Source organism: Sulfurivermis sp. (assembly GCF_059410345.1).
In genome coordinates this window covers 1-12,513 of the sequence record NZ_JBLJDO010000020.1, presented here as the reverse complement: position 1 = coordinate 12,513, position 12,513 = coordinate 1, and the positions used below count along the sequence as shown (strand labels likewise).

At 63.1% G+C, this 12,513-nt stretch carries 13 protein-coding genes and 1 other RNA gene; 5 read left to right on the top strand and 9 right to left on the bottom strand.

What is annotated here, in order from left to right; all coding sequences use genetic code 11:
- Window positions 1–30 precede the first annotated feature (30 nt).
- The 5 genes from ACMV8A_RS13020 to hrcA all read right to left on the bottom strand — a co-directional run bounded on the left by ACMV8A_RS13020 (window position 31) and on the right by hrcA (window position 5,540).
- A complete protein-coding gene (locus ACMV8A_RS13020; protein WP_495326305.1) occupies window positions 31–519 on the bottom strand; it encodes a DsrE family protein in 489 nt (162 codons plus the stop codon).
- A 64-nt stretch (window positions 520–583) separates the two neighbouring features.
- Window positions 584–1,726: a molecular chaperone DnaJ gene (gene dnaJ / locus ACMV8A_RS13015; RefSeq protein WP_495326304.1), complete on the bottom strand. Its 1,143-nt coding sequence runs from the start codon at window positions 1,724–1,726 to the stop codon at window positions 584–586.
- Window positions 1,727–1,830: 104 nt separating this feature from the next.
- Window positions 1,831–3,753, bottom strand: a complete 1,923-nt coding sequence (dnaK, locus tag ACMV8A_RS13010; protein WP_495326303.1) for a molecular chaperone DnaK — start codon at window positions 3,751–3,753, stop codon at window positions 1,831–1,833.
- A gap of 94 nt (window positions 3,754–3,847) precedes the next feature.
- Complete coding sequence (gene grpE, locus ACMV8A_RS13005) at window positions 3,848–4,402, bottom strand: nucleotide exchange factor GrpE (RefSeq protein ID WP_495326301.1); 555 nt, start codon at window positions 4,400–4,402, stop codon at window positions 3,848–3,850.
- 88 nt (window positions 4,403–4,490) lie between these two features.
- The gene (hrcA, locus tag ACMV8A_RS13000; RefSeq protein ID WP_495326300.1) at window positions 4,491–5,540 is read right to left on the bottom strand and encodes a heat-inducible transcriptional repressor HrcA; all 1,050 of its coding nucleotides are present in this window, start codon (window positions 5,538–5,540) and stop codon (window positions 4,491–4,493) included.
- Window positions 5,541–5,687: 147 nt separating this feature from the next.
- On the opposite strand from hrcA, the gene ACMV8A_RS12995 reads away from it, so the two are divergent.
- Both ACMV8A_RS12995 and recN read left to right on the top strand, forming a co-directional pair.
- Complete coding sequence (locus ACMV8A_RS12995) at window positions 5,688–6,557, top strand: NAD(+) kinase (protein WP_495326299.1); 870 nt, start codon at window positions 5,688–5,690, stop codon at window positions 6,555–6,557.
- Window positions 6,558–6,696: 139 nt separating this feature from the next.
- On the top strand, window positions 6,697–8,418 hold the full coding sequence (gene recN / locus ACMV8A_RS12990; RefSeq protein ID WP_495326298.1) for a DNA repair protein RecN: 1,722 nt from the start codon (window positions 6,697–6,699) through the stop codon (window positions 8,416–8,418).
- 3 nt (window positions 8,419–8,421) lie between these two features.
- On the opposite strand, the gene fur is transcribed toward recN, so the two are convergent.
- Window positions 8,422–8,847: a ferric iron uptake transcriptional regulator gene (gene fur, locus ACMV8A_RS12985; protein ID WP_495326296.1), complete on the bottom strand. Its 426-nt coding sequence runs from the start codon at window positions 8,845–8,847 to the stop codon at window positions 8,422–8,424.
- A 65-nt stretch (window positions 8,848–8,912) separates the two neighbouring features.
- Between fur and ACMV8A_RS12980 the strand changes: the two genes are divergently transcribed.
- The gene (locus ACMV8A_RS12980; protein ID WP_495326295.1) at window positions 8,913–9,248 is read left to right on the top strand and encodes an outer membrane protein assembly factor BamE; all 336 of its coding nucleotides are present in this window, start codon (window positions 8,913–8,915) and stop codon (window positions 9,246–9,248) included.
- A 103-nt stretch (window positions 9,249–9,351) separates the two neighbouring features.
- Here ACMV8A_RS12980 and ACMV8A_RS12975 read toward each other — a convergent pair whose 3' ends face one another.
- The 3 genes from ACMV8A_RS12975 to ACMV8A_RS12965 are packed head-to-tail and all read right to left on the bottom strand — an operon-like array spanning window position 9,352 to window position 11,492.
- On the bottom strand, window positions 9,352–9,681 hold the full coding sequence (locus ACMV8A_RS12975; protein ID WP_495326294.1) for an RnfH family protein: 330 nt from the start codon (window positions 9,679–9,681) through the stop codon (window positions 9,352–9,354).
- On the bottom strand, window positions 9,668–10,105 hold the full coding sequence (locus tag ACMV8A_RS12970) for a type II toxin-antitoxin system RatA family toxin (protein WP_495326293.1): 438 nt from the start codon (window positions 10,103–10,105) through the stop codon (window positions 9,668–9,670). Before ACMV8A_RS12970 ends, ACMV8A_RS12975 begins: the two co-directional genes overlap by 14 nt.
- Before the next feature lies 1 nt (window position 10,106).
- Window positions 10,107–11,492 (bottom strand): sodium-dependent transporter, encoded by a 1,386-nt coding sequence (locus ACMV8A_RS12965; RefSeq protein WP_495326292.1) that lies wholly within the window; start codon window positions 11,490–11,492, stop codon window positions 10,107–10,109.
- Between the two features lie 101 nt (window positions 11,493–11,593).
- Between ACMV8A_RS12965 and smpB the strand changes: the two genes are divergently transcribed.
- Window positions 11,594–12,079: an SsrA-binding protein SmpB gene (gene smpB / locus ACMV8A_RS12960; RefSeq protein ID WP_495326291.1), complete on the top strand. Its 486-nt coding sequence runs from the start codon at window positions 11,594–11,596 to the stop codon at window positions 12,077–12,079.
- Window positions 12,080–12,148: 69 nt separating this feature from the next.
- Window positions 12,149–12,511, top strand: a transfer-messenger RNA (tmRNA) gene (gene ssrA / locus ACMV8A_RS12955).
- The last annotated feature ends 2 nt before the right edge of the window (window positions 12,512–12,513 follow it).

Below are 12,513 nucleotides of genomic sequence, written 5' to 3'. Positions count from 1 at the left end.
ATGGACTTATTCAGCCCTTCCTTAGAGACATCACCAGCTGATGTAGGCGTAGCCCTGCTCCTGCAGCTCCATCAGGTCGGCGGCCCCGACCTCCACGTATTTGGCGAAGGGCAGCAGGGCATCCTCGGTCCAGCCCAGGGAGGTGAGGGTGTTGCCGCAGGCATGAAATTCGACGCCGTATTGTGCCAGGCTGGAGACGCGCTGCTTCACCTCGTCGCTCACCGGGCGCCCCGGCGTCTTGGCCAGGATATGGATACCGGGGCCGATGGCAGTGACGACGATCTTGATGTCATCGCCATACTTGCGCAGCATCGCACCGACGGAGAACAGTACCGCATTGTGATATTCCGGCTCCGCCTTGTTGAACTGGTACACCACCTTGTGGGTGGGCTCGTCACCGGGAAAGCGCAACCCGTCATCGGCCTTGGCACTGTCCACGGCCAACAGTCCGGCGCCCGCCAACAATGCGGCCAGCATACGACGCCGCGCGCCATGTGGCCGGTTCACTTGCTTGTTCATGCTCACTCCTCCCACACGGTCATGGCAGCGCTGCCGCTGCGCCCCCACCGGCTGTTCTGGTGCGTTACAGCTTCATATCCTCGAAGAATTTCTTCACCCCGTCCAGCCAGGAGCTGGCCTTGGGGCTGTGCCTGTCGCCGTTCAGGCTGGCCTCGAACTCCTGCAACAGCTCCTTCTGCCGTGCCGTCAGGTTCACCGGTGTCTCCACCACCACGCGGCAGATGAGGTCGCCCACGTCGCCGCCGCGCACCGACTTGACGCCCTTGCCGCGCAGGCGGAACAGTTTGCCGCTCTGCGTCTCGGCCGGGATCTTCAGCTTCACCCGACCACCCAGAGTGGGCACGTCCAGCTCGCCGCCCAGGGCGGCGGTGACGAAGCTGATGGGCACCTCGCAGGCGAGGTTGTTTTCGTCGCGGGTGAAGATGGGATGTTCGCGCACATGGATCTGCACGTACAAGTCGCCCGCCGGACCGCCGTGCAGACCGGCCTCACCTTCGCCGCTGAGGCGGATGCGATCACCGTCGTCGACGCCGGCCGGCACCTTCACCGACAGCGTCTTCTGTTCCTGCACCCGGCCCTGGCCATGACACTTGCCGCAGGGGTCGGTGATGATCTTGCCGCTGCCGTGGCAACGTGGGCAGGTCTGCTGCAGGGAAAAAAAGCCCTGCTGCATGCGCACCTGGCCGTGACCATGGCAGGTGGGACAGGTCTGCGCGCTGGTGCCCTTCTTGGCGCCGGAACCATCGCACTCGTCACACTCCACCAGGGTAGGCACGCGGATCTTCACCGTGGTGCCCATCACCGCCTCTTCCAGCGACAGCTCCAGGTTGTAGCGCAGGTCGCTGCCGCGGTAGGCACGTGAACCCCCGCCGCCGCGCGCCCCTGCGGCGCCGCCGAAGATGTCGCCGAACACATCGCCAAAGATATCGGAGAAGCTGCCACCACCCGGGCCATAGCCGCCACCACCGCCACCGGCAGCGGGGTCGACGCCGGCGTGGCCGAACTGATCATAGGCCGCGCGCTTCTGCGCGTCGGTGAGGATCTCGTAGGCCTCCTTGGCCTCCTTGAATTTCTCCTCGGCCGTCTTGTCGTCTGGGTTGCGGTCGGGATGGTATTTCATCGCCAACCGCTTGAAGGCCTTCTTGATCTCGGCCTCGGTGGCGTTTTTCGCCACGCCCAGCACTTCGTAGTAGTCACGTTTGCTCATGGGGATGCCAGTTCCAAGTTACAAATTTCAAGTTGCAAGAAAAGCAACAAGGGTCGAAGCAGTTGCTTGACCCTTGCGGCTTGTCACTTGTTACCTGCCACTTGTCACTTCTTGTTGTCGTCGACTTCCTCGAACTCGGCATCGACCACGTCGTCCTTGCCGCCGGCGGCGGCCTGCTCGCCGGCACCGCCCTCCGTACCGGCCGCGCCCTGCTGGGCATAGAGGCGCTCGGCCATCTTGCCGGAGGCGGCGGCCAGAGCCTGGGTCTTGGCCTCGATGGCGTCCTTGTCGTCGCCCTTCATGACCTCTTCCAGCGCCTTGATGGCAGACTCGATGCTGCCTTTCTCGCCGGCCTCCAGCTTGTCGCCCAGCTCGGTCATGGACTTCTTGGTGGCATGGATCAGGTTGTCGGCCTGGTTGCGCGCGCTGACCAATTCGTGGAACTTCTTGTCCTCGGCGGCGTGGGCCTCGGCATCCTTCACCATGCGCTGAACCTCATCATCCGACAGACCAGAAGAGGCCTTGATGACGATCTTCTGTTCCTTGCCGGTGCCCTTGTCCTTGGCCGAAACATGCAGGATGCCGTTGGCATCGATGTCGAAGGTCACTTCGATCTGCGGCACACCACGCGGCGCCGGCGGAATGTCGGACAGGTCGAAACGGCCCAGCGACTTATTGGCCGAGGCCATCTCGCGCTCGCCCTGCAGCACATGCACGGTCACCGCAGTCTGGTTGTCGTCAGCGGTGGAGAACACCTGCGAGGCCTTGGTCGGGATGGTGGTGTTCTTTTCGATCAGCTTGGTCATCACGCCACCCAGGGTCTCGATGCCGAGGGACAGCGGGGTGACGTCGAGCAGCAACACGTCTTTGACCTCACCACCCAGTACGCCGCCCTGGATGGCGGCACCGATGGCGACGGCCTCGTCCGGGTTGACGTCCTTGCGCGGCTCCTTGCCGAAGAAATCCTTCACTGCCTCCTGTACCTTGGGCATGCGGGTCTGGCCGCCCACCAGGATCACGTCGCTGATCTCGCTCAGCGACACGCCGGCATCCTTGATGGCAATCTTGCACGGCTCGATGGTGCGGGCGATGAGATCCTCCACCAGCGACTCCAGCTTGGCGCGGGTCAGCTTGATGTTGAGATGCTTCGGGCCGCTGGCATCGGCGGTGATATAGGGCAGGTTGACATCGCTCTGCTGGGAGGACGACAGTTCGATCTTGGCCTTTTCGGCCGATTCCTTCAGGCGCTGCATGGCCAGCGGATCGCCGCGCAGGTCGATGCCGCTGGTCTTCTTGAACTCATCGGCCAGGTAGTCGATGACGCGTTTGTCGAAGTCTTCACCGCCGAGGAAGGTATCGCCGTTGGTGGACAGCACCTCGAACTGGTGTTCGCCGTCGATCTCGGCGATCTCGATGATGGAGATGTCGAAGGTGCCACCACCGAGGTCATACACGGCAATCTTGCGATCGCCCTCCTGCTTGTCCATGCCGAAGGCCAGCGCCGCCGCAGTGGGCTCGTTTATGATGCGCTTCACGTCCAGGCCGGCGATCTTGCCGGCGTCCTTGGTGGCCTGACGCTGGGAGTCGTTGAAGTAGGCCGGCACGGTAATCACCGCCTCGGTGACTGGCTCGCCCAGGTAATCCTCGGCGGTCTTCTTCATCTTCATCAGCACGCGTGCGGAAATCTCCGGCGGTGCCATCTTCTTGCCACGTGCCTCGACCCAGGCGTCGTTGTTGTCGGCCTTGATGATCTTGTAGGGCACCAGCTTGATGTCCTTCTGCACTTCCTTCTCATCGAAGCGGCGGCCGATGAGGCGCTTCACCGCGAACAGGGTGTTCTGCGGGTTGGTGACCGCCTGGCGCTTGGCGGCCTGCCCGACGATGACTTCGCCGTCCTCGGCAAAGGCCACCACCGACGGCGTGGTGCGATCGCCTTCGCTGTTCTCGATGACGCGCGGCTTGCCGCCCTCCATCACCGCCACGCAGGAGTTGGTGGTGCCCAGGTCGATACCAATGATCTTGCCCATTTTCTTTCTCTCCGATTCGCTGCTGGCCCGCGTTCGACGGGCCGGTTCAATATCTAGGTGCTAAATAGGGTCTTTGCCGTGGGATTCAAGGTCTTCAGGCGCTGGCAGGAGCCTTGGCCACCACCACCAGGGCGGGGCGAACCAAGCGATCGTTCAAGGTGTAACCCTTCTGCATCACCGCCAGCACGCTGTTGGGCGCGGCCTCGCTGCTTTCCTGCATGGACATGGCCTGGTGCAGGTCCGGGTTGAACGGCTGGCCCACCGGATTGACCTCCTTGATGCCGTACTTCTCCATGGCCTGGGTCAGCATCTTCAGGGTTAACTCCGTGCCCTCACGCAACTGATCCAGGGCGCTGTCCGGACCGATGGCGGCCAGGGCCAGCTCCAGGCTGTCGCGCACTGGCAGCAGGTCCTGGGCGAAACGATCCAGCGCATACTTGTGGGCGTTCTCCACGTCGCGCTCGGCCCGGCGGCGGCCGTTCTCCAGTTCCGCCTGCAGGCGCAACACCTGGTTCCAATGCTCATCGGCCTTGCTGCGGGCATCCTCCAGCGCCAGGTGCAGCTCCTTCACATCGGGCGCCGCCTGCTCCTGCCCCGCCCCCGCTGCTGTGGTCGTCTCGGTCTCAGGGGTGCTGTTTTCTTCGCTCATATCGGCTCCAGACAAATTCGTTCTTAATCAATACGGTAAGCGCGATCTCCCACCATTGCGGCGGGGCATTGCACCGGTATATATGGGGTTATTGGTTTTGATTCAAGGCGGCGCCAAGCAACTTGGCCGTGACGTCCACCAGCGGGATGAGGCGGTCGTAGGCCATGCGGGTAGGACCGATGACGCCCAGCACGCCAACCACTTCACCGTCGACCGCGTAGGGCGAGGTGACCACGCTGCAGGCATCGAGCACCTCGTAGCCGGACTCCTCGCCGATGAATATCTGTACCCCCTGGGCATGGGCCGCCTGATCCAGCAGGTGCAGTATGTCGCGCTTGCGGTTGAAGGCCTCGAACAACTGGCGCAGGCGGTCGATGTCCGCCATCTCGGCGTAGCCCATCAGGTTGGTCTGGCCGGCCAGCACGTAATCACCGCCGTCCTCGGCACCCTGGAAGGTGCGGTTGGCCATGTCGATGGCGGCCAGCATCAGCTGGTTGATGCTCTCCTGGGTTTCGCGCATTTCCACCAGCAGGGCATCGCGTACCTTGTTGAAATCCTTGCCGGCCAGGGCGTGATTCAGATAATTCGCCGCCTGGGTCAGCTCGGCCGGGGAATAGCGGCGCGAGGTGGTGATCATGCGGTTCTGCACCTGGTTGCCGTTCAGCACCAGCACCACCAGCACACGGTTACCCGACAGCGAGATGAACTCCACCTGACGCACCGTCGGCTGCTCGCGCCGCGGCACCATGATCACCCCGGCCATGGAACTGATCTCCGACAACAGCGACGAGGCCGTCACCAGCACCTGCTGCGGGTCGGCGGCCTGGCTGAACTTGTCCTGCAGGGCCTGCACCTCGCCCTGCCCCAGCGGCTTGACCGTGAGCAGGCTGTCCACGAACAGGCGATAACCCTGCACGGTGGGGATGCGTCCAGCCGAGGTGTGGGGCGCCTTGACCAGGCCCAGGTCTTCCAGATCGGCCATCACATTGCGGATGGAGGCAGGGCTCAGGTCCAGTCCCTGCCCGCGTGCCAGGGTGCGCGATCCGATGGGCTGACCCTCGCGGATATAGCGCTCCACCAGCAGCTTGAGCAGCTGCTGGGCACGATCGGAGACGACGGCTGAAGAAACCTTGCTCATTGCGCCTTACAGTCCGGAAAGGGTTTAGCACTCTTCCTATATGAGTGCTAACGGGGCAAGTTATCAAGGTGGCAAAACGGGTGTCAAGGTCGGTTGGCGCAGGACAGCCACCATGTTAACGTTAGCGCCATTTTTGCGGAGATGACGATGGCGGATACTTTCAGGCGGGCAGGGATTATCGGCAAGTATGGAGACCCCACCGTGGGGGCCTCGCTCAAGGTGCTGGCCGACTACCTCGCCTCCCGCCAGGTGGAGGTGCTGCTGGACGAGGCCACGGCCGAGGTGTGGACCGACCATGGCTTCGCAGTGGCCAGCCGGGAGGAGATCGGCCGCCAGTGCGACGCCGTCATCGTGGTCGGCGGCGACGGCACCCTGCTCAATGCCGCCCGCTCCCTCGCCCCCTTCGGCGTCGCGCTCATCGGCGTCAACCAGGGCCGCCTCGGCTTTCTTACCGACATCTCGCCCAGCGAGATGGAGCAGAAGCTGGATGAAATCCTCGCCGGCCAGTACAACGAGGATGAGCGCTTCCTACTGCACTGCACGGTGCTGCGCGACGGTGAGCATATCAATGAAAGCGTCGCCCTCAACGACGTGGTGGTGCACAAGTGGGACGTGGCGCGCATGCTGGAGACGGAAACCTACGTCAACGGCCACTTCCTCAACCACCTGCATTCCGACGGTCTGATCGTCTCCACGCCCACAGGCTCCACCGCCTACGCCCTGTCCGGCGGCGGCCCGATCCTGCAGCCGTGTCTCAATGCCATCGTGCTGGTGCCCATCTGCCCGCACACCATGAGCAACCGTCCCATCGTGGTGGATGGCAACAACCTGGTCGAGATCGTGGTGCGCGGCTCCGGCCATGCCCATGCCCAGGTCACCTGTGACGGCCAGATCAACTTCGGCCTGATGGCCGGTGACCGCGTGCGGGTGCGCAAGGCCGAACACAAGGTACGGCTGATCCACCCGGTGGAGCACGACCACTTCCAGATCCTGCGCAGCAAGCTGAACTGGGGCTGATTTGGCAAAGAGCTCAGTCCGCAAATGAACGCAAAAAACGCAAACAAATCCCTTGATGCGTGTATGCAGTTTGGCTGCATCTACCGGCTGGAACTACCCATTCGCGTTCATTCGCGTTCATTCGCGGATTCTCTATAAAATGCTCCGGCACCTCGCCATCCGCAATTTCGCCCTGGTCGAACACCTGGAACTGGAGTTCGCCCCAGGCATGACCGTGCTCACCGGCGAGACCGGCGCCGGCAAATCCATCCTGCTCGATGCCCTCGGCCTGGTACTGGGTGATCGCGCCGACAGCGGCACCGTGCGCGCCGGCTGTGAGCGTGCCGACATCAGCGCCACCTTCGATATCCGCGGCCTCGCCCCGGTGCGGGCCTGGCTGGAAGAACACGAGCTGAGCCTGGATGATGAATGCATCCTGCGCCGCACGGTAAGCGCCGATGGCGGCTCGCGCGGCTACATCAACGGCCAGCCGGCGCCGGTGCAGAACCTACGCGACCTGGGCGAGCAACTGGTGGACATCCATGGCCAGCACGCCCACCAATCTCTGCTCAAGCGCGACCTGCAACGCCAACTGCTCGATGCCTACGCCGGCCATGACGCCCTGGTGGAGCAAGTCAGCGCAGCCTGGCGCCGCTGGCGCGACCTGCAACAGGAGCTGGAGCGCCTGAGCCGCGCCGCCGGCGAGCGCGACTCGCGCCTGGAACTACTGCGCTACCAGGTGGGCGAACTGGAGGCCCTGGGCCTCAGCCGCGAGGAGTTGCAGGCCCTGGAAGAGGAGCACGGCCGCCTGGCCAATGCCAGCAGGTTGCAGGAAGGCGCCCAGCGCGCCCTCGACCTGCTCTACGAGGGCGACGAGATGGCGGTGGTCAACCTGCTCGGCCGCACCCTGAATGAACTGCGCGACCTGCAAGCCATCGACAGCGGCCTGGCCAATACCTGCGAACTGCTGGAAGGCGCCGCCATCCAGGCCCGCGAGGCGGCCAGCGAACTGCGCCATTACCTGGATCGCGCCGACCTCGACCCGGCGCGGGTCAATTGGGTGGAACAGCGCCTCGCCGCCGTGCAGGAACTGGCGCGCAAGCATCGCTGCCCGGGGGAGGAACTGCCCGCCCTGCTGGAGCGCCTGCAACAGGAACTGGCCGAACTGGAACAGGCCGGCCAGCGCCTCGACGGCCTGGAGGCCGAGATCAAGCGCTGCCGCGACGACTATCTGAAGCTCGCCAGGCAACTGTCCGCCGGCCGCGGCAAGGCGGCACAGACCCTGGCGACCCAGGTCAGCGCCAACATGGCCGAACTGGGCATGAAGGGCGGCAAGCTCGAAGTGGCACTGGAAAAAATGCAGGACGACGAACCCGCGCCGCACGGTCTGGAGCGGGTGGAGCTGCTGGTCAGCGCCAATCCGGGCCAGCCGCTCAAGCCCCTGGCCAAGGTGGCCTCTGGCGGCGAGCTGTCACGCATCAGCCTGGCGATCCAGGTGATCAGCGCCGGCCAGGGCAGCATCCCGACCCTGATCTTCGACGAGGTGGACGTGGGTGTCGGCGGCGGCGTGGCGGAGATGGTGGGCCGCCAGCTGCACACCCTGGGCAGCAAACGCCAGGTGCTGTGCGTCACCCATCAGGCGCAGGTGGCCGCCCAGGGACATCAACACTTGCAGGTAAGCAAGCAGAGCCAGGGCGACGCCACGCGCAGCGCAGTGAAGCTGCTGGATGCAGAGGCACGGGTGGAAGAAATCGCCCGCATGCTGGGTGGCATGACCATCACCGAGCAGACCTTGTCCCATGCACGGGAGATGCTGGCGCTGGCGCAAGGCCAAGGACACACAACCAAGGACAAGGGGCGCAAGAAAGGCGCCCCGGCCTGAGCGTCAGGCCTTTTCCTTCTTCCGGCACTCCTTGCAGATGCCGTAGATGTACAGACTGTGGTCCGTCATGGCGTAGCCGAACTTGTCGGCGATGGCCTTCTGCCGTTCCTCGATGGTGCTGTCGACAAACTCATCGACACGGCCACACTTGGTACACAGGATGTGGTCATGGTGCTTGCCCTCATCCATCTCGAACACCGACTGGCCACCCTCGAAATGGTGACGGGTGAGGATGCCGGCCTGTTCAAACTGGGTCAGCACGCGGTACACCGTGGCCAGCCCCACATCCTCGCCGTGCTCCAGCAGCGCCTTGTACACGTCTTCAGCACTCATATGCCGCGCCGTACCGGCTGACTCCAGTATCTCCAGTATCTTCAGACGCGGCAGCGTGGCCTTGAGGCCGACCTTTTTCAGAAACTGACTGTCCATCACACTCTCTGGGGCAGGGTCACTTGGGGTATCATGGGGCAACGATAACGCAGCCCTGAACGACAATGCAAAAGATTATCATTTGTTTGATGTTGTGCATCACCCTCGCCGCCTGCGCCTATAAGCCGGACATTCAGCAGGGCAATATGGTGACGCAGGACAAGCTGGATCATCTCAAGATCGGCATGGACAAACGCCAGGTGCTATTCATCATGGGCTCACCCATGCTCACCGACCCCTTCCATCAGAACCGCTGGGATTACTACTACAGCCTGACGCCGGGCCGCGACGCTACCGTGCGTTACGGCGCCACGCTCTACTTCGACGGCGAACGCCTCAGCCGCATCGAAACCCGCGGCGACATCCCGCCCGCCGAGTACCCGGAAAAAGCCGCACAGTAACACCCAAACCCCGCTTGCCGCAGAGGCACGGAGAAAACCTGATCCCTGTGTCTCGGCAGCAAGGGTTCGCCGCCGTTGGCGCGTCCACGTCCTTGCGGCGAAATCAACCCGCCTCTTCGGCGTCGCCGCCGCCCTTCTTCATGCGCTTGCCCTCGGCGGCACGCTGCTTGCGTACCTCTTTCGGGTCGGCGATGAGCGGGCGATAGATCTCCACACGGTCGCGCGCACGCAGCGTCTCGTCCAGCTTGGCCAGGCGGCCGAAGACCCCCACCTTGTTCACGGCGAGATCGATCTCGGGGTAGCGGTTCAACAGGCCGGAACGCTCGATGGCCTGACGCAGCGAGGTCCCCTCCTCCACCTCCACCGGCAGGATCACCTGCATGTCCGGCAAGGCATAGGCCACTTCCACCTGAAAATGCTCACTCTTTTCCATACACTTCCCGCGCGCGTTTACAAAAGGAATCCACCAGGGCGTTGACGATCTGGGTAAAGATCGGCCCCAGCGCCAGCCCCATCAGCCGATTGGAAAATTCGAATTCGAGATCCAGCGACACCTTACAGGCCTTTTCGCCCAGCACATCGAAGCGCCAGTAGCCCTCCAGATGACGGAACGGCCCCTCCACCAGACGCATCTCCATCATCTTGTCCTGCTGCAAACGGTTCAACGTGGTAAAGGACTTGTGCAATCCACCGTGGGCGATCTCGATGGTCGCGCGCACCTCATCCGGGGTACGCACCAACACGTGGCTGGAACGGCACCAGGGCAGAAAGCTGGCGTAGGCATCGATATCGTTCACCAGGGCAAACATCTGGCCGCTACTGTAGGGCACCAGGGCACTTTTATGTATGGTCGTCACGTTAGCGTGTCAGCAAGGGTTGGAGCGCGCCGATGGCATGCAGGAAGATCAGCACTACGGCCACCGGCGTGACATAGCGGGTGATAAAACGCCAGGCTCGGAACAACACTCCATCGCCGAGCCCCAGCTCGCTCGCGGCAGACTCGCGCCGCATCGCCCACACCGCAAAAATGGCGATCAGCAGGCCGCCCAGCGGCAGCATGATGTTCACCGTCAGATAATCCAGCACGTCGAAAAAGGTCATACTAAACAGCTTGTAGCGATCGCCCGACCAGACATTGAACGAGAAGATGGTGCCAAGACCGAGCAGCCAGGTGGCGCCGCCGGCCAGGGCCGAGGCCAGCACCCGGCTCATGCGCAGGTTCTCCACCATATAGGCCACCAGCGGCTCGATGAGGGAAATGGCCGAGGTCCAGGCGGCGAAGATCAACAGCAGGAAGAACAGCGCCCCAAAGAACTCGCCGCCCGGCATGCGCCCGAAGGCGATGGGCAGGGTTTGGAAGATGAGGCCCGGCCCCGCCCCCGGTGTCAGACCATTGGCAAAGACGATGGGAAAGATGGCCATGCCCGCGAGCAGCGCCACCAGGGTATCGGCCCCGGCGATAGTAAAGGTGGCGTGGGTAATGGATACATTGCGCGGCAGATAGGAGCCGTACACCATGATGGCGCCCATGCCCAGGCTCAGGGTAAAGAAGGCATGGCCCATGGCGATGAGTACGCTGTTGGGTGTCAACTTGCTGAAGTCGGGGTTGAACAGGAAGACCAGCGCCTGCTGGAAGGCGCCGGTGTTCATGGCATAGCCCACCAGTACCAGCAGCAGCACCAGCAGCAGCGGCATCAGATAGCGCACCGCCCGCTCCAGGCCGCTGCGCACGCCGCGCGCCACCACCGCCATGGTCATCACCATGAAGATGGTGTGCCACGCGAGCAGGCGCTCCGGGTCCGCCACCAGGTTGTAGAAGATGTTGTTGACCCCGTCGGGGGTCAGTCCGGTGAATACACCGCTGCCGGTGCGCACCAGATAGGCCAGCGCCCAGCCGGCGATGACGCTGTAATAGGACAGGATCAGAAACCCGGCCAGAATGCCCAGCCAGCCCAGATAACGCCAGATACCGTGGCGCCCCTCTTCCTGGGCCAGGTGGCGCATGGTGTTGATGGGACTGCGCCGGCCGCGGCGGCCGAGCATGATCTCGGCCATCATGATGGGAATGCCGATGAGGACGATGCACACCAAGTACACCAGCACGAAGGCACCACCGCCGTGCTCGCCGGTGATATAGGGGAACTTCCAGATATTGCCCAAACCCACGGCCGAGCCGGTGGCGGCGAGAATGAAGGCCCAGCGCGACGACCACTGGCCATGGATGGCTTCCCGCGATGGCTTCATGACGCTCCCCAATTGCCGTAAACAGGCGCAATTGTCGGTGAATTTGCCACGCGCCTCAACACATATACTCTGGACCGGCCACGCCCGTATAATGCCGCCCCATGGCAAAACAGAGCTCAACCACCAAAGGCGAAGGCACCAGCACCATCGCCGCCAATAAAAAGGCCCGCCACGACTTCTTTATCGAAGATCGCATGGAGGCCGGCATTGCGCTAGAAGGCTGGGAAGTGAAGAGCCTGCGTGCCGGCCGCGTCCAGCTGGTGGACAGCTACGTCATCCTCAAGGGCAACGAGGCCTGGCTGCTGGGTGCCCTGATCACCCCGCTGCAGACGGTCTCCACCCATTACGTCCCCGACCCCAAACGCACCCGCAAGCTGCTGCTGCACCGCCAGGAACTGGACAAGCTCATCGGCGCCGTGGAGCGCAAGGGCTATACCCTCATCGCCCTGTCGCTGTACTGGAAGCGCGGCAAGTGCAAGGTCGAACTGGGGCTGGCCAAGGGCAAGCAGGCCCACGACAAACGCGATGTCGAGCGCGACCGCGACTGGCAACGCGAGAAACAACGCCTGATGAAGAGCTCGCGCTGAAAACAGCCCTTGTTTCTCCGTGACAGGGAACTTTCCTGTCGCTATCATCTCCAATGTTTCAACATCAATGGGGGCGACCTGGCTTCGACGTGGGTTGCGAAACCGGAGGTGCATGCCGAGGCGCAGATAACCTCGTAAATCCAGCTGCAAACCATATAGTTGCCAACGACGACAACTACGCACTCGCTGCTTAAAACCCAGTAGGGTGCCCTCTGACCGGATACGTGCCTGTGCGTCCGCAATCAGGGGTCGACTCTCACAGGATCGCGACAAGGTTTGTTCGGGGCCGCGTCGTTAAAACCTTACCGGGCTCGCCGTCTGTCTTCCCTGCCCGTCGGGTAGCAGCCGGTTAAACCAATAGGCGTGGATAAGCATGTAGAGCCAATGGCAGAGGACTTGCGGACGCGGGTTCGATTCCCGCCGCCTCCACCAAT

Coding starts and splice junctions, on each gene's coding strand:
- ACMV8A_RS13020 (WP_495326305.1), bottom strand. CDS start 519: ATGAACAAGCAAGTGAACCGGCCACATGGCGCGCGGCGTCGTATGCTG.
- dnaJ (WP_495326304.1), bottom strand. CDS start 1,726: ATGAGCAAACGTGACTACTACGAAGTGCTGGGCGTGGCGAAAAACGCC.
- dnaK (WP_495326303.1), bottom strand. CDS start 3,753: ATGGGCAAGATCATTGGTATCGACCTGGGCACCACCAACTCCTGCGTG.
- grpE (WP_495326301.1), bottom strand. CDS start 4,402: ATGAGCGAAGAAAACAGCACCCCTGAGACCGAGACGACCACAGCAGCG.
- hrcA (WP_495326300.1), bottom strand. CDS start 5,540: ATGAGCAAGGTTTCTTCAGCCGTCGTCTCCGATCGTGCCCAGCAGCTG.
- ACMV8A_RS12995 (WP_495326299.1), top strand. CDS start 5,688: ATGGCGGATACTTTCAGGCGGGCAGGGATTATCGGCAAGTATGGAGAC.
- recN (WP_495326298.1), top strand. CDS start 6,697: ATGCTCCGGCACCTCGCCATCCGCAATTTCGCCCTGGTCGAACACCTG.
- fur (WP_495326296.1), bottom strand. CDS start 8,847: ATGGACAGTCAGTTTCTGAAAAAGGTCGGCCTCAAGGCCACGCTGCCG.
- ACMV8A_RS12980 (WP_495326295.1), top strand. CDS start 8,913: ATGCAAAAGATTATCATTTGTTTGATGTTGTGCATCACCCTCGCCGCC.
- ACMV8A_RS12975 (WP_495326294.1), bottom strand. CDS start 9,681: ATGGAAAAGAGTGAGCATTTTCAGGTGGAAGTGGCCTATGCCTTGCCG.
- ACMV8A_RS12965 (WP_495326292.1), bottom strand. CDS start 11,492: ATGAAGCCATCGCGGGAAGCCATCCATGGCCAGTGGTCGTCGCGCTGG.
- smpB (WP_495326291.1), top strand. CDS start 11,594: ATGGCAAAACAGAGCTCAACCACCAAAGGCGAAGGCACCAGCACCATC.